The organism is Sphingomonas adhaesiva (assembly GCF_036946125.1).
GTDB classification, from domain to species: Bacteria; Pseudomonadota; Alphaproteobacteria; order Sphingomonadales; family Sphingomonadaceae; genus Sphingomonas; species Sphingomonas adhaesiva_A.
This window is the reverse complement of sequence record NZ_JAQIJT010000002.1, coordinates 323,853-339,946: the sequence shown is the minus strand read 5'-3', so window position 1 is coordinate 339,946 and position 16,094 is coordinate 323,853. Positions and strand designations below refer to the sequence as shown.

At 68.8% G+C, this 16,094-nt stretch carries 14 protein-coding genes; 6 read left to right on the top strand and 8 right to left on the bottom strand.

Features of this window, described 5'->3' with window-relative positions:
* Nucleotides 1-19 precede the first annotated feature (19 nt).
* From PGN23_RS08070 to PGN23_RS08050, 5 genes are all read right to left on the bottom strand, one after another.
* Nucleotides 20-1,306 (bottom strand): DUF3500 domain-containing protein, encoded by a 1,287-nt coding sequence (locus PGN23_RS08070; protein ID WP_335302377.1) that lies wholly within the window; start codon nucleotides 1,304-1,306, stop codon nucleotides 20-22.
* Between the two features lie 38 nt (nucleotides 1,307-1,344).
* Entirely contained in the window at nucleotides 1,345-2,736 is a 1,392-nt protein-coding gene (locus PGN23_RS08065) for an aldehyde dehydrogenase (protein ID WP_335304550.1), read from the bottom strand.
* 53 nt (nucleotides 2,737-2,789) lie between these two features.
* Nucleotides 2,790-3,608, bottom strand: a complete 819-nt coding sequence (locus PGN23_RS08060; protein ID WP_335302376.1) for a fumarylacetoacetate hydrolase family protein — start codon at nucleotides 3,606-3,608, stop codon at nucleotides 2,790-2,792.
* Between the two features lie 40 nt (nucleotides 3,609-3,648).
* Nucleotides 3,649-5,217, bottom strand: a complete 1,569-nt coding sequence (gene mdlC / locus PGN23_RS08055) for a benzoylformate decarboxylase (protein WP_335302375.1) — start codon at nucleotides 5,215-5,217, stop codon at nucleotides 3,649-3,651.
* 81 nt (nucleotides 5,218-5,298) lie between these two features.
* Nucleotides 5,299-6,549 (bottom strand): Rieske 2Fe-2S domain-containing protein, encoded by a 1,251-nt coding sequence (locus tag PGN23_RS08050; protein ID WP_335302374.1) that lies wholly within the window; start codon nucleotides 6,547-6,549, stop codon nucleotides 5,299-5,301.
* 312 nt (nucleotides 6,550-6,861) lie between these two features.
* Here PGN23_RS08050 and PGN23_RS08045 point away from each other — a divergent pair, with 312 nt between their 5' ends.
* The 4 genes from PGN23_RS08045 to PGN23_RS08030 all read left to right on the top strand — a co-directional run bounded on the left by PGN23_RS08045 (nucleotide 6,862) and on the right by PGN23_RS08030 (nucleotide 11,444).
* On the top strand, nucleotides 6,862-7,623 hold the full coding sequence (locus PGN23_RS08045) for a TetR/AcrR family transcriptional regulator (RefSeq protein WP_335302373.1): 762 nt from the start codon (nucleotides 6,862-6,864) through the stop codon (nucleotides 7,621-7,623).
* A gap of 153 nt (nucleotides 7,624-7,776) precedes the next feature.
* Nucleotides 7,777-9,087, top strand: a complete 1,311-nt coding sequence (locus PGN23_RS08040; protein ID WP_335302372.1) for an acyl-CoA dehydrogenase family protein — start codon at nucleotides 7,777-7,779, stop codon at nucleotides 9,085-9,087.
* 61 nt (nucleotides 9,088-9,148) lie between these two features.
* A complete protein-coding gene (locus tag PGN23_RS08035) occupies nucleotides 9,149-10,822 on the top strand; it encodes a class I adenylate-forming enzyme family protein (RefSeq protein WP_335302371.1) in 1,674 nt (557 codons plus the stop codon).
* Between the two features lie 55 nt (nucleotides 10,823-10,877).
* A complete protein-coding gene (locus tag PGN23_RS08030; protein WP_335302370.1) occupies nucleotides 10,878-11,444 on the top strand; it encodes a nuclear transport factor 2 family protein in 567 nt (188 codons plus the stop codon).
* An 85-nt stretch (nucleotides 11,445-11,529) separates the two neighbouring features.
* Here the strand turns inward: PGN23_RS08030 and PGN23_RS08025 are convergent, their stop codons facing one another.
* Nucleotides 11,530-12,150, bottom strand: a complete 621-nt coding sequence (locus PGN23_RS08025; protein ID WP_335302369.1) for a hypothetical protein — start codon at nucleotides 12,148-12,150, stop codon at nucleotides 11,530-11,532.
* Nucleotides 12,143-13,402 (bottom strand): DUF3500 domain-containing protein, encoded by a 1,260-nt coding sequence (locus PGN23_RS08020; protein WP_335302368.1) that lies wholly within the window; start codon nucleotides 13,400-13,402, stop codon nucleotides 12,143-12,145. The genes PGN23_RS08025 and PGN23_RS08020 overlap by 8 nt, the downstream gene beginning before the upstream one ends.
* A gap of 142 nt (nucleotides 13,403-13,544) precedes the next feature.
* Between PGN23_RS08020 and PGN23_RS08015 the strand changes: the two genes are divergently transcribed.
* The gene (locus tag PGN23_RS08015) at nucleotides 13,545-14,243 is read left to right on the top strand and encodes a dienelactone hydrolase family protein (protein ID WP_335302367.1); all 699 of its coding nucleotides are present in this window, start codon (nucleotides 13,545-13,547) and stop codon (nucleotides 14,241-14,243) included.
* A 41-nt stretch (nucleotides 14,244-14,284) separates the two neighbouring features.
* Here the strand turns inward: PGN23_RS08015 and PGN23_RS08010 are convergent, their stop codons facing one another.
* Complete coding sequence (locus PGN23_RS08010; protein ID WP_335302366.1) at nucleotides 14,285-15,127, bottom strand: SDR family oxidoreductase; 843 nt, start codon at nucleotides 15,125-15,127, stop codon at nucleotides 14,285-14,287.
* A gap of 173 nt (nucleotides 15,128-15,300) precedes the next feature.
* On the opposite strand from PGN23_RS08010, the gene PGN23_RS08005 reads away from it, so the two are divergent.
* Complete coding sequence (locus PGN23_RS08005; protein WP_335302365.1) at nucleotides 15,301-16,077, top strand: SDR family oxidoreductase; 777 nt, start codon at nucleotides 15,301-15,303, stop codon at nucleotides 16,075-16,077.
* The last annotated feature ends 17 nt before the right edge of the window (nucleotides 16,078-16,094 follow it).

The window sequence follows — 16,094 nt, the reverse complement described above, 5'->3', positions numbered from 1 at the left end:
ACTTTCGGAGCGGTCGCGGTCAGTCGTGCGAATGGAAGGTCTGGCCCCCGTCATGGCTGTGCGCATGGCCATGGTGATGGGACGCGTGGCCGTGGTGACCGCCGGCGGCATAGTGATGCGCCAGCAGGTCGTGCCCGTAATCGCCGCCGTTGGGCGTCCGCACGATGGTGTGGACGTGGAAGCGGGCCGGGTCGGTGTTGGCGAGGAAGATGCCGCTGTGATGATCGAACTCGATCAGCGCGACGGGGCTGTGGATGCGGAAATAGAAGGGATCGACATCGTTGATCGGGCCGATCCAGGCGAAGCGGGTCCGATCGAGCTGACGCTCGATCTCGCGCAGCCGCGCCGCCGCGGGATCGTCGGGCATCGTCGCCAGGAAGATCTCAGCGAGACCGAGCAGCCGGTGTCGCTGTGCGCGCGACAGGTCCGCGACCGGCACGCCTTCATACGGGACGATGCGATTGTCCTGGAACGCGCCGCCGACCTGCCGCCCGTCGTCGGGGTGATAGCGGCCGTCGGGCTGCTCGGCGGTCAGCATCGACCCGTGGAGCACGGCGCGTGTCCGGTCGCGTTCGCCGAGCGTGCGCGCGAAGGCGAGCGCGGCCTGTTCGTGCGGTTCGAACAGCCGCCGGTTGGACGCCCCGTCCCCCACATCGGGCTCGACCCCCATGAAGATCGGCGACAGCACCATATGACCGTCGCAGAACAGGCAGTTGAGCGACAAGTGATGCCCGAACAGCTGCCACCCCCACGGCGACGCGCTGGAGGGCCGGCCGAAAATCGACAGCGTGAACGACCAGTCGTTCAGCAGGTCGGTGAGATCGTCGATCCGGCCGAGCAACAGGTTGTTGTCCATCACCGTCCGGGTGCGCCGATAACCCTCGGCCGACAGCGATTCGCGGACCAGTGCCAGCGCGCCCTCGCGCTGCGCGGGCGTCAGCGCCAGCAGCTCCAGCTGGTTCTCGCGCAGCAGCAGCGGCGTGTTGTGCCATTGCCGCCACAGGCCTGAATCGACCGGAAAGTGCACCCGCGCACGCTCCTCCGGCGCCAGCATATCGAGCCAGGCGGTCGCGCGCTCGGCGACGCGCCCCGGTGCGGGGTGGTTGCCGCGCTCGCGGACCAGGCCCGGCTCGACGTGCCCGTCGGCGGTGATGCCGCGGAACGGCTTGTCCGCGAGCCGGCTCCACATCCCGACCAGCCGTTCCAGAAACGGCGGATAGGCGGTGAGGCTCATGCGCGCCTGATTCTTGGTCAGCCGCGGCACGACGGTCGGGTCGACGTAGGGAGAATAGTCCAGCAGGCTCATCGCGCTATCTCCCGCAAACGGGCGCCGGTGACGTGGTGTCAGATCGGATAGTGGCCGGGCTGGGTTTCGATCGTGATCCAGCGCTGTTCGGTGAAGGCGTCGATCCCGGCCCTGCCGCCGAACCGGCCGTAGCCGGACGCCTTCACGCCGCCGAAGGGCATCTGCGCCTCGTCATGCACCGTCGGGCCGTTGATATGGCAGATGCCCGACTTGATCTGCCGCGCGACCCGCAGGCCGCGCGCGGCGTCGCGGGTGAAGACGGCGGCGGACAGGCCGTATTCGGTATCGTTGGCCATCTCGATCGCATGGGCCTCGTCACGCGCGCGGACGATGCCGACGACGGGGCCGAAGCTCTCGTCGCGGAACAGCTTCATCGCGGGGGTGACGTGATCGATGACGTGCGCGGGCATCAGCACGCCGTCGGCGTCGCCCCCGGTCACCTGCTTCGCGCCGCCGGCGAGCGCACCGTCGATCAGCGCGCGGACGGTCGCCACCGTCTTCAAGTCGACCACCGCGCCCAGCGGCGTCTTCCCCTCGGCGGGATCGCCGGCGGTCAGCGTCGCGGCCTTGGCGCCGAAGCGGCGGACGAAGTCGTCGGCCACCGCATCGACGACGATGATGCGCTCGGTCGACATGCAGATCTGGCCCTGGTTCATGAACGCGCCGAACGCCGCCGCCTTTACCGCCTCGTCCAGGTCGGCATCCTCCAGCACGATCAGCGGCGCCTTGCCGCCCAACTCCAGCAGGCAGGGCTTCAGATGCGCGGCCGCACGCGTCGCGATGATCTTGCCGACATGCGTGGAGCCGGTGAAGTTGATGCGGCGGACGTGCGGATTGTCGATCAGCGCGCCGACCACTGCGGGCGCATCCGCCGGCGCGTTGGTCACGATCGATACCGCGCCCGCGGGCAGCGCGCTGCCCAGCGCCTCGGCGATGATCGTGTGCGTGCGGGGGCATTGCTCGCTCGCCTTGAGCACGACGGTGTTGCCGCAGGCGAGCGGCATCGCCACCGCGCGCACCCCCAGAATGATCGGCGCGTTCCACGGCGCGATGCCGAGCAATACGCCGACCGGCTCGCGCATCGTCATCGCGATGCACCCCGGTTTGTCGGACGGGATAACCTCGCCTGCGATCTGCGTGGTCATCGCCGCCGCCTCGCGCAGCGTGTTGAGGCCGAGCATGAGGTTGAAGCGCGACCAGCCCTCGGTCGCGCCGATCTCGCTCTTCATCGCCGCGACCAGTTCGTCGCCGCGCGCGGCGAGCGCGTCGGCAGCCTTCATCAGGGCGGCGCGCCGCGCATTGGGCCCCAGCGCCGACCAGCCGGGAAAGGCCGCGGCTGCCGCGGCGCAGGCCGCGTCGGCCTCGGCCACGGGGTCGCGCCGGTCGGTGGTATCGGTTTGCGGCCGGCTCTCGTCGATCGTGCTCGCCATCATCGTCTCTCCCGTCTTTTCGCCGCCTGGCGACCGTCGCGCTTCGATGCCCGTCAGGCCGATGCCGCCGGCGCGGCGACGATCGTGGTGCGCACGCGCCCGATCCGCTCGATCTCCACCTCGACCTCGTCGCCGGGATGGAGGAATTCGGACGTCGCCATGCCGACCCCCTCCGGCGTTCCCGTCACGATCACGTCGCCCGGATACAGCGTCATCGCCTGGCTGACGTGCGCCAGCAGCTCCGGGACCGTGAAGATCATGTCGGCGGTGCTGCTGTCCTGCCTGACCGTACCGTTCACCCGGGTCGAGATGCGCAGGCCCGCGGCAGGATCGCCGACCGCATCGGCGGTCACGATCGCGCTCATCGGGCCGCTCGCGTCCGAGTTCTTGCCCAGGATCCATTGCGCCGTCTGCATCTGGTAATCGCGCGCGCTGAGATCGTTGAAGGCGAAATAGCCGAGCACCGCCGCCTTCGCCTGATCCGCCGTCGCCCGGAACAGCCGCCTGCCCACGACCGCGCCCAGTTCGGCTTCCCAATCGAACTTGTCGCCGATCGCCGGCGCGCCGTCGCCGTCCACCGCCAGCGTGTTCGCCCAACGCGCGAAGATGACGGGCACGGTGGGGATCGGCAGATTGGTCTCCTCGGCGTGGCGGCGGTAGTTGAGCCCGACGCAGATCACCCGCGCGGTGGGCGGCGCGGCGGGGCGCTGGCGCAATGCCGCCAGCGGACCCACGGACGTGCCCGTACCGGCGAGCGCCGCGTGCGGATTGCGCCAGAAGGCCGCGATCTCCCCGCGTGCGCTGACCTGGCCGTCCTCGTCCACGGTGCCGACCTGCACCGCATCATCATGTTCGAACGCAACGATCTTCATTGTTCACCTTTTCGGATGGGCGGATCGGACCGACCGGCGATCATGCGATGACGACCTCGACGAGCGAGGGGCCGGTACTGGCGAAGGCGGACATCAGCGCCGCATCGAGCTCGGACGCTGCCGTCACGCGCGTCGCCGGCACGCCGTGCCCCTGCGCGATCGCGCAGAAATCGATGCCGGGCAGCGTGCAGCCGATCGGAGCCTCCATCTCGAACACGCCGGCGAAATGGTACATCGCCTCGTAGCGCCGGTTGTTGGCGATGACGAAGGTCATCGGCAGGCCGAGCTGCGCCGCGGTCCACAGCCCCTGGATCGCGTACATCGCCGAACCGTCGCCGATATAGGCGATGACGCGCGCATCCGGCCGCCCGAGCGCCACGCCGATCGCCGCGGGCAGGCCGTGACCGAGGCCGCCGGACGCGCAGGTGTAGAAGCCGTCCGGGATCGTGATCGGCAGATAGTCGTGCATCGTCGGCCGGCTTGACGGCGCTTCCTCGACGATGACGGCGCCGGCGGGGCGCAGCCTGGCGATCTGCTGGAGCAGGTAGGAATCGGTGAACTCCGTGCCGTCCAGCACAGGTGGCGGCGCCTTGGGCGTCGGGGCATGGCGCGACACCTCGCCCGAGAAGGCCAGCAGATCGGCGATACCGCTCTTGAGGTTGGTCACCGTCGCCGTTCCGGCGGGCGCCCAATGCGCCAGCGCGGGGTCGTCCACCAGCAGGAACACGGCACTGCCGGCGGGCGTGTGCGGTCCCGCCGCCTCGGTATGATAGAGCGACAGCGGCCCTCCGAGCGCGACGATCACGTCGTGGCCGGCGAGATCGCGCACGATCGGCCCGCGTCCCGCGGTCAGGAAGCCGGCGAACAGCGGGTGATCCTCGGGAAAGCTGTTGCGCCCCGACATGGGCGACACGAACACGCGCGCCCGGTGATGTTCGGCGAGGCGGATCGCCTCGTCCCATGCCTGGTCGCGTGCCACGCCGGCCCCGACGACCAGCGCCGGATGGCGCGCCTGCGTCAGCGCCTGCGCCGCCGCCGACAGCACCTCCACGTCACCGCGGACGACCGTGCCGATCCGGCGTGCGGCGATCGGCTCCGCGGGCCGGTCCCAATCGTCGACCGGCACCGACACGAACACCGGCCCGCACGGCGGCTGCATCGCGACGTAATAGGCCCGCGCCAGCGCCGCGGGCACGTCCTCCGCGCGGGCCGGCTCGATCGCCCATTTGACGAACGGCCGGGGAAATTCGGTCGCCTGCTGCGCATAGAGGAACGGCTCGTACGGCAGGATCGAGCGCGCCTGCTGCCCCGCGGTGATGACGAGGGGCGTCTGGTTGCGGAAGGCGGTGAAGACGTTGCCGAGCGCATGGCCGAGCCCGGCGGAGGCATGGACGTTGACGAATGCGGCGTTGCGCGTCGCCTGCGCGAAGCCGTCCGCCATGCCGACCACGACGGACTCCTGCAGCCCGACGATATAGCGGAAATCGTCGGGAAAGGCGCGGAACAGCGGCAGTTCGGTCGAACCCGGGTTGCCGAAGATCGTGGTAATCCCAAGTTCGCGCAGCAGCGCGAAGGTCGCGTCGCGCACGGTGAGGCGATCGTCGCTCACGTCAGTCTCCAGCGTCCAGTATCCGACGATCGGACGGCGCGACCGGGGCCGCGCCGCCCTCCCCCTTGTCGATGCGCCGCGTCAGGCGGCAGCGGTATAGGGGATCATGCCGTGCGCGCCGATCCGCAGCACGTCGTCGGCATCCGGGCCGCGCCGCACCCCGGGGGGATCGCGCCCCTCCTGCACGTCGCGCACCGCCTCGGCGAGGCGCCGGCGCAGCATGCCCAGCGCGACGTCACCCTGCGACAGATGCTCGCGGCTGTGCGCCGGAAGCACGCCGATGCTGAACTGCGCCTCATAGTCGCCCGGCGAGCGCTGATGCTCGTCCTCCGACATCTCCCACCAGGTCTTGCCGAAATGCAGCTCGTTGAGGTTACTGCGCTGCTCGCCCTTCTTGGTGCGGAACAGCATGAAGGAGATGAAGCTCGTGTCGTCGACCGGCACGAAATAGAGCATGTCGATCAGCGTCGCGACCACCGCCATGTTCGGAACGATGGCCTCGTTCGACGCGAGGAACAGCCCGTGACCGGGAATCGGCATCGGCACGCCCTGCTTGACGCCCAGCTCGCTGCGCTCGGCGACGATCTGTCCGGCCAGGTCCTTGATATGGGCATAGGGCGGAAGGTTCGCGTCCTCCGCGTCGTGCCGCAGCAGCGGCGCACCCGTGAACTGGTCGCACGAGTGGTAATAATGCAGCCACGGCAGGTGCGGCGAGTCCATCGTGTTCTCGTAGGCCGCCAGGAAATTGAACTTGAGCGGATTGTACGGATCGTCGTTGAGCGGGCCGTAGCCCGGCTTCCAGCGCGTCTCGATATATTCGTCGTCGCCCAGATTTTCGAGATGCTCCCAGCGCGGCAGGACGGGCTTCTTGTCCGGCGGGCCCATATAGGCATAGACCAGGCCGTAGCGCTCCTCGACCGGGTACCACGGCTGGCGCACCTTCGCGCGGTTGCGGCCGCCATCGATCTCGGCGGGCTGCTCCAGGCAATTGCCCTTCACGTCGAACTTCCACCCGTGATAGCAGCAGCGGATCCCGTCCTCCTCGATCCGGCCGAAATACAGGCTGGTGCCGCGGTGGCAGCAATTCTCGTGGACCAGGCCGGGCCGGCCGCTCTTGTCGCGGAAGAGGATCAGGTTCTCACCCAGCAGCCGCACCTTTTGCGGCTTGTCGCTGCCCAGATCCTCCGACAGGGCGCACGGCTGCCAATAGCGCCGCATCAGCTCGCCCATCGGCGTGCCGGGGCCGACCTCGACCAGTTCCTGGCGGTAGGTCGCCGGCTTCATGCCATAGGCGGTTCCGGTGTCGATCTCGGCTTCCCGTACGTCCGTCATCCATCCACTCCCTTTTTCTGCGCGGCGAACCGGCGTCCGCTCCGGCCACGACGCGCCTCGTTGCCACGATGATGCTCCCACCCGGGGCGGCACGTCAAGTGATTCAGTACATTTGGTCAGTTTATCTTTGCTTGGGTCAGGTGGTAGCCCTGCGCCGCGAGGGCAGATCCGTCCGCCGCGCGTGCTATTCTTTCCGGATGGCGAAGATCGTGGCGACGGGTGAGGCGTCGGCACAGATTTTGACATCTCGACCGCGTCGCGTATCCGCGGACGACAGCATCCCGTGAGCACGGGCGCGAGGATCGAGAAGTGATGGGCGACAGGGCAAAACCAGCGAGCGAGATGCCTGCAACGGAGGGTGCGGCTCCGAAACGGCCGATCGCCCGCAAGAAGCCGATCCGCCACGCCGATGATGCTTCCCCGAAGGACGCGCCGGAGGAACTGGTCAATATCCGCCGCCGGCAGGATCGCTCGATCGCGACCCGACAGAAGATCCTGGCCAGCGGCCTGGAGGAATTTTCACAAGTGGGGTTCGGGGGGGCGACGACGCGTTCGATCGCCAAGCGGGCCGACGTTCCGCACGGACTCGTCATCTACCATTTCGAAACCAAGCTGGGCGTCTGGCAGGCCGTCGTGGAGAAGGCGGTCGCCGATCTGCACGTTCAGTTCGTCGAGACGATCGAGAAGCTGAGGGGCAGCGATCCGGAGACGATCCTGCGCACGGTCTATGGCGACTTCATCCGCACGTCGGGTAGCCGCCCCGAACTCGGCTGGCTGTTCTCGCACGAATTCGCGGATCAGTCCGAGCGTGCCGCGTGGATTCTCGATCAGGTCCGGGGCCACGACCTGACGCTGACGCTCGATCTCATCCGCGGGCTGCAGGCCGCCGGCCGGTTCATCAAGGGCGACCCGGCGCACCTGCACTTCCTGTTCATCGGCGCCGCGACCCGCGTGTTCGGACTCGCGTCGGAAATCGAGCACCACGTCGGCACGTCGCCGTTCGACCCGGCGTTCATCGAGGCGCACATCGACCTCTGCCTGCGCCTGTTCTTCCAGTCGCACGGCACGTCGTGACGGACCCGCTGCACCACCCCCGGCGGCGAACCGCCGCGACGGCATGATCGCCATTGCGCAGCATGGCGCAACGGTCTAACTTGTCCATCGAGTCAAGGTAAAGCGTGACCTGACGAGAGGACGCCCCCGCGACGGGTGTCGGCGGGGGTGAGGATGGTCGAGCCGAGCGGGAAGAGCAACGAGCTGGCGGATCGGCTGCGCGCGTTCATGGCGCAGCACGTCTACCCCAACGAGCAGCGCTATCACGAGGAGGCCGAGCGGCTGGGCCCGTGGGCGATCTATCCGGTAGTCGAGGAGCTGAAGCCGCTCGCCCGCGCCGCGGGGTTGTGGAACCTGTTCCTCCCGATCGCGGAGGTCGAGACCGGGCTCAGCAACGTCGATTATGCGCCGCTGTGCGAGATCATGGGGCGCAGCCTGTTCGCGCCGGAGATCTTCAACTGCTCCGCCCCCGACACCGGCAACATGGAAACGATCCTGCGCTACGGAACGCCGGCGCAGCAGGAACGCTGGCTGCGACCGCTGCTCGCGGGCGACATCCGCTCCGCCTTCGCGATGACCGAGCCCGAGGTCGCGTCGTCGGACGCCACCAACATCGACAGCTCGATCGTGCGCGACGGCGATCATTACGTCGTCAACGGGCGCAAATGGTACACCACCAACGCGACCAGCCCGGCCTGCGAGATCATCATCTTCATGGGCCGCAACCAGCCGGCGGGCGACGATCCCTACCGCTCGCAATCGATGATCCTGATTCCGCGCGACACGCCGGGCGTACGCGTCCTGCGCGCGCTCCCGGTGTTCGGCTTCTACGGCGTCCCCGACCGCGCGTCCGAAGTGGTGTTCGAGAACGTGCGCGTGCCCGCCGGGAACATGCTGCTGGGCGAGGGACGCGGGTTCGAGATCGCGCAGGGCCGGCTGGGGCCCGGGCGCATCCATCATTGTATGCGGCTGATCGGACTGTCGGAGCGCATCCTGGAGCGGATGTGCCGCCGCGCCGATCGGCGCAACGCGTTCGGTCGCCAGCTCGCCGAGCAGACGGTCACGCTCGAACGCATCGCGCAGGCGCGCGTGATGATCGATCAGGCACGATTGCTGACGATGAACGCCGCGTGGCGGATGGACACCGTCGGCAACAAGGAGGCGCGCCGCGAGATCGCGATGATAAAGGTCGCCGCGCCCGCGATGGCGCAACAGGTGATCGACTGGGCGATCCAGATGTTCGGCGGCGGCGGTACCAGCAACGATCACCTGCTGACCGCCGCCTTCGCGACCGCCCGCCTGCTGCGGCTCGCCGACGGTCCGGACGAGGTGCATCGCAACCAGATCGCGCGGCTGGAGATCCGCCGCCATCGCGGCACCGATCCCGCCGCGACCGGCGGGGCCGCCGAGGTCCTTTCGGTGGCGGAAGTCGAGCGGCGGACGGCGGCGGGGGCGTGGCCCCGCCCGTCCGGGCTGGCCGGTTGAGGGAGAACGGCCGGGCCGGTCGCGACGCGGCCGGGCGTGGGTGGTCTGAGAGGAGACGTGGATGCGAACCGGGGACTGCACTCTCGATGCCTGCGACGCGGGCGAAGCGGTGATGGCACGAGCCTGTCCGGAGGCGCCGGCCGAGTTCCGCGACATGCTCGCGATGTTCCGGGCGTGCGTGGACGAGGCACCGTCGCGGACCGCCGTCGCCTATTTCGACACCGCGCTCACCTACGCGCAGATCGATCGCGCGAGCGACCGGGCGGCCGTCTGGCTGATCGATCATGGCGTGGTTCGCGGCGACCGGGTGGCGATGATCCTTCAGAACATGCCGCAGAGCCTGATGGCGCTGGTCGCCGCGTGGAAGATCGGTGCGATCCCCGTGCCCGGCAATCCGGCCTATCGCGCCGCCGAACTGTCGCGCGTCTTCGCCGACTGCGCCCCGCGCGCGATCGTCTGTCTCGCCGAGAACGTGGAGACGGTGCGCATCGCCGGCGGCATGGCCGGGATCGCGCCGGCGATCCTGGTCGCATCGGCGCGCGGCCTCCAGCAGCGCCACGACGCGCGTGTCATTCCCGACGCCGAGCCGACGCCGGACCTGCCGCTGCTCGAACGGATCGTCGCCGCACCCGCGTCGCCGGCCGTCCCCGACGTGACGCTCGACGGCGACGAGATCGGCCTCATCCTCTATACCTCCGGCACGACGGGAGAGCCCAAGGGGGCGATGATCCGCCATCGCAGCCTCGCCTTCAACGGCCAGTCCATGCGCGACCTGTGCGGCCTGTCGGGCAGCTCGCGCATCCTGGGGATCGCGCCGCTCTTCCACATCACCGGGATGAGCTGTCACGTCGCGGCGGCGCTCAGCGCGCGCGCGACCCTGGTGCTGCATTATCGGGTCGAGCCCACGCTGCTGCTCGACGTCATCCGGGAACATCGCCCGACCTTCACGATCGGGGCGATCACCGCGTTCAACGCGCTGATGAACGTGCCGGGGATCGGCGCCGAGGACATGCGCGGCTTCGACCGGATCTATTCGGGCGGCGCCCCCGTCCCCCCCGCCCTGCTGGAGGAGCTCGCGCGCCGGCTCGGGGTGCGGATACACACCGCCTATGGGATGACGGAGACGACCGCGCAGACCCATATCGCGCCGTTCGGTGCGACGATCCCGGTCGATCCGCAGTCCGGATCGCTGTCGATCGGCAAGCTCACGCCGCTCACCGCCGCGCGCATCGTCGACGGTGAGGGCCGCGACGTGGCCGATGGCGAGCAGGGCGAGCTGCTGATCCGTGGCCCGCAGATCATGGCGGGCTATTGGAACAAGCCCGCCCAGACCGCCGCCGCGCTGGCGGATGGATGGATGCACACCGGAGACGTCGCGGTGCGGGATGCCGATGGCTGGTATTATCTCGTCGATCGTATCAAGGATTGCATCATCGCCAGCGGGTTCAAGGTGTGGCCGCGCGAGGTGGAGGATGCGCTCTACACGCATGGCGCGGTGCGCGAGGCGGCGGTCGTCGGCGTGCCCGACCCGTACCGCGGCGAGACCGTCAAGGCCTTCATCTCGCTTCGGCCGGGCGCCGCGGCGACGCCCGACGATCTGATCGCGCACAGCCGCACCCTGCTCGCCGCGTACAAGGTTCCCCGCGTCGTCGAGATCATGGACGAGCTGCCCAAGACGGTGACCGGCAAGATCCAGCGCCACGTGCTGCGCGAAAGCGAGAGAAGCCAAGTCTAAGTTGAACGTTTGGATTATATATGCGACGTGTCCTCCACGTACACAGGAGAGGATCATGATGGCGGACGGACAGGAAGCACAGGCGCGGATCGAGGCGCTGGAAAAGCAGGTCGAGGCACTGGCCGCCAACGAGGCCATCCGCACCTGCCTGTACCGCATCAACCGCGGGATGGACCGGATCGACCGCGATCTGCTCGCCTCGGGCTTCTTTCCCGACGCGAAGGTCCGCTGGGCGACGCCGGATGCCGTCGACTTCGCGCAATGGCTCGAAACCGCCCTCGCCGTGCAGCAGAAGACGCAGCGGGTGCAGCACCTGATCGGCAACGTCCTGATCGAGCGCGACGGCGACCGGGCGCGGGTCGAATCCTACGAGATCGGCCGGCACCTGACGCCGATGGGCGAGGACATGAAGGACCTCGTCATCGCCGCGCGCTACATCGACACGTTCGAGCAGCGGGGCGGCGAATGGCGGATCGTCCGCCGCGACAAGGTCGCCGACTGGATCCGCATCATGGAGGGCAGCGACCCCTTGTTCGAGAAGATCCCGCTCGCGGGACGGCGCGACCGCAGCGACGTCTCGTTCGAGCTGCTGGGGGCCAACGTCTTCCATTCGCTGATCTGAGCCGGGCCGGGCGGCGCCGGTCCCGCGCCGCGGCCCCCTCCCTCGCCCCCTCCCCCGCTCTCGCCCCCCGCCTTCACCCTGCCGTTCAGGCGGCGGCGATGGCATAGCCCACGCCGAACAGCACGCTGACGCAGCCGACGGCGACCCGCAGCCGTTGCGGGATGGCGGTCGACGGATGGACGCGCCGCACCACGCCGCCGACCGCCAGGATGCATCCGACCATCGACACGGCCGTCATCGCCGCGAACAGCAGCAAGGCCGGCACCCGCAGCCCCGGCGCGGCGAGCGGCAGAAGCAACAGCGTCACCCCCGCCGATCCCGCCAGACCGTGGACGACGCCGACGAGGAACGCCGCCGGAAAGCCGCGGCGCGTCGGCGGGAGGCTGGCCGGCCTGACCAGGACGACCCGCATCGCGATCAGCCGCAGACCGATCACCGCGATCAGCAGGCCGACGATCCGCTCCCAATTCTGCTGACCGGCCTCGCCCGGCTGCCATCCGGCCCATAGCGCGACCAGCCCGGCGAGCGCGAGGCTGGCCGCATGGCCCGCGCCCCAGGACGCCCCGATCAGCGCGAGTCGGCGCGGCCGCACGGTCGGTTCGCCGGCGGCAAGGCCGGTCACCGCGACGAGGTGATCGGGATCGAGCGCGTGGCGCAGCCCCAGCGCACCGGCGGTGACGAGCGTCACCAGCCCGGCGTCAATCACGACCGGGGGTCTTGCCGGGATGCACCTGCGCGTAATGCTGTCGCAGCAGGTCGCGGCCGTAATCGTTGCCGTTGGGCGTACGCACGACAGTGTGGATATGGCATTTCGCCGGTTCGGTGTTGTTCAGCCACACGCCGCTGTGGTGATCGAATTCCACCATCACGACCGGGCTCTGCACCCGATAGTAGAAGGGGTCGTCGTCTCCGTGGCCGCCGATCCAGCTCCACCAGGTGCGGTCGAGATGCGCCTCGACCTGCGCCATCTTCGCCACGAGCGGTCCCTCGGGCAGATAGGTGACGAACGCCGACACGATATCGAGCAGCGCGCGACGCTGGCGCGCGTCGAACTCGGCGGCGCAGACGCCTTCGTAGGGGACGATGCGATTGTCCTGGAACGCGCCGCCCAGGTGCCGCTGATCGCCGATGTGCAGCCGCCCCTCGGGCATCGCCGGATCGTTCATCGCCGCATAGGTCGTCGCGCGGCGCCGCTTGTCGGCGTCGAGCGAGCGCATCAGCGACAGGCCGCCCTCCTCTTCCGCGTCGAACAGGCGGAGTCCCTTGTCCGGCCCGGCATCGATGAAGTTCGGCTCGGCGCCCATGAAGGTGGGGGAGATCACCATCTGACCGCCCAGCACGAAGCAGTTGAGCACCAGATGATGGCCATAGAGACTCCAGCCCCATGGCGCGTCCGGCGAGGGCTCCCCGAACAGCAGGAAATTGTAGCTCCACTCGTTCATGATGTTGGGCAGCGCGCACAATTCGCCCAGGAAGGCGTTCGTCTTCATGCAGCCGCGCGCCTTGGCGAAGCCGTCCGCGCTGAGCGACGCCTCGATCAGCCGCAGGATCGCCGCGCGTATCGGCTCGGCGCAATCTTCCAGTCGCAGCCCGTTGGGATTGAACAGGAACTCCGGATTGCTCCAGCGTCGCCATTCCTTCGCATCGATCGGATAGCGCAATTGCCGGTTCTGGTCCGGCGAAAGGATCGAAAGCAGGTCGGCTGCGGCGCGCACCATCCCCGCCGTGGGGGCGCCCTCGTCCGCCAGCGCAAACAGCCCGCTCTCGCAATGGCCGTCGCAGGTCAGGCCGTGGAACGGCGCATCCGCGATCGCTTCCCAGCCGGAAATCATCCGCCCCGCGAACGGATGCTGGCGCATCTCCCGCCCGAAGGTGAGCGCATCCACACCGCGCCACGGCGCGAGCCGATCCGACTCGAGCGGGAACAGCAGCTCCCGGAATTCGGCGATCCTTGCCATCTTGATCCTCCCCTGCCTCTATCCGGCATCGTGCACCCGAAACCGGCCGATCCGACATTAGATTGTCCTCTTGAACAGTTTTTACGGTTGCTTCATGAGGTCCGTCAAGAAGGGCGATCGATCCGCCCGCGGAGACCCTGCCATGCCCTCATCGTTCATCCCCGTTCCCGCCGGCCGCGACGAGCGCTTCGACGCGTATCTGGCGACGCCGGACTCGCCGAACGGCGGCAGCATCGTGGTGCTGCAGGAGATATTCGGCGTGAACGGTTACATCCGGTCGGTCTGCGACGCCTTCGCCGCGGAAGGCTATTTCGCGATCGCGCCGGACCTGTTCTGGCGTCAGGAGCGACTGGTCGCGCTCGATCCGGCGGTGCCCGATCAGATGCAGCGTGCGCTCGCCCTGTCGCAGTCGCTGGATCACGGTCAGGCGGTGGCGGACGCCCTCGCCGCGGCGGCGGTGGCAAGGGAGCAGCCGGGTGCGAACGGCAAGGTGGCGGCGGTCGGCTTCTGCCTCGGCGGCAAGCTCGCCTATCTCATGGCGATGGAACCCGGGATCGACGCCGGCGTCGCTTATTACGGCGTGGCGATCCAGGCGTCGCTGGCCGACATGGGGAAGGTGACGGCGCCGCTGCTGCTGCATATCGCGGCCGACGACCATCTGTGTCCGCCCGATGCCCAGGCGGCGATCGCCGCCGCCGCTGCGGAAAATCCGAAGGTGGAAATCATCACGCACGACGGCGTCGGCCACGGCTTCGCGCGGCGCGGACCGACCTATGACGCGGTAGCCGCCGAGCGGGCCGATGCCGCGACCGCGCAGCGGCTGCGCGCCAGCCTGACCTAGACGGGATCGAGGCTGGGCAACCGGCGCCGGATCGCCCCGCGCTACTCGATCGGGTCGGCGCCGGGCGCGACGAAGATGTCGATCTCCAGCGTCGCGGCCGGATCGTGACGATATGCCGAAAAGTCGGTCCGCCCCTCCTCGCGCAGCACGTCCTCGTCGAGCACGAAATGGCCCGAATAGTATCGCGCGTCGCGCCGGAAGATGGCATAGGCGGCGTCGGCCATGATCTCCGGCTTTCGCGACCGGCGCATCAGGTCCTCGCCCCCCAGCGCGAACTCGACTGCCGCGGTGGCGATCGTGGTCCGCGGCCACAGCGCGTTGAACGCGATGCCGTCGGCGCGAAATTCCTCGGCCATGCCGAAGGTCACCATCGACATCCCGTATTTGCTGAGCGTGTACGGCAGATGCTGCGCGAACCAGTCGGCCCGCAGGGTGAGCGGCGGCGAGAGCGTGAGCACGTGCGCGTTCGGGCTCCGGCGCAGGTGCGGCACGCAGGCCCGCGACACCAAAAACGTGCCGCGCATATTGATCTGCTGGATCAGGTCGAAGCGTTTCACCTCGATCTCTTCCGATCGCGACAGGTTGATCGCGGAGGCGTTGTTGACGCAGATGTCGATGCCGCCGAAATGCTGCGCCGCCTGATCGACGGCCGCCGCGACCGCGTCGGCATCGCGGACGTCCAGGAGCAGCGGCAGCGCCCTGCCGCCGGCCGCCTCGATCGCCGCCGCCGCCGTGTGGATGGTGCCGGGCAGCTTCGGATGCGGCTCCGCCGTCTTGGCGGCGATCACGACATTGGCGCCGTCGCGCGCCGCACGCTCGGCGATCGCAAGTCCGATACCCCGGCTGCCGCCGGTGATGAAAAGCGTTCGTCCGGCCAGCGTCATCCCCGTCCCCTCTGCTGCTTGATCAAGTCTTACTATCGTGTAGGACGATTTACAATCGAGGAGGGTGTGATGATGGGATTTGTGAGGGGAACGCCGCTCCGGGCCGCCCGGCTGGCGCGCAGCGGTCGGGAAGCCGCTGGTGCGGCGTCGATGATCGCCATGGACGGCGACGCATGAGCCGCCGCCTGGCCGGGAAGAGGGCGCTCGTGACCGGCGCCGCGCAGGGACTGGGCGCCGCGATCGCGCACGCCTTCGCACGCGAGGGCGCGCGGGTGTTGCTGACCGACATCAACGAGGACGGCGCCGTCGCCGCCGCAGAGGCGATCGACGCCGAATTCGGCCCGGGCATCGCCTATGCGGCGCGCCACGACGTCACCGACGAGCACGACTGGGCGGCGGCGATCGATCGCGCGCACGCCGCGCTCGGCGGCCTTTCGGTGCTCGTCAACAATGCCGGGATCGTCCTGACCGGATCGGTCGAGGATCTCTCGCTGGCGGCATGGCGGCGCGGTACGGCAGTCAACGTCGACAGCGTCTTCCTCGGCACGAAGCTGGCGCTTCCGCTCCTGCGCGACAGCCAGCCGGCATCGATCGTCAATCTGTCGTCGATCGCGGGGCTGATCGCGGCGCACAATTTCGCGAACTACAACGCGACGAAGGCGGCGGTGTGGATGCTCACCAAGTCGGTCGCGCTCCACTGCGCACGGCAGGGCTGGGACATCCGCTGCAATTCGATCCACCCGACGTTCATCCGCACCCCCATCCTTCAGGATCTGGTCGGCGACCGCGACGAGGAGACCGTGCTGGCGAAGCTGGCGCGGCAGGTACCGCTCGGTCGCCTCGGCGATCCCGCCGATGTGGCGCACGCCGCGGTGTATCTGGCCTCGGACGAAAGCCGCTTCATGACGGGCGCCGAGCTGAAGCTCGACGGCGGCATTTCGGCGATGTGACGCGATGGGGCTTTCTC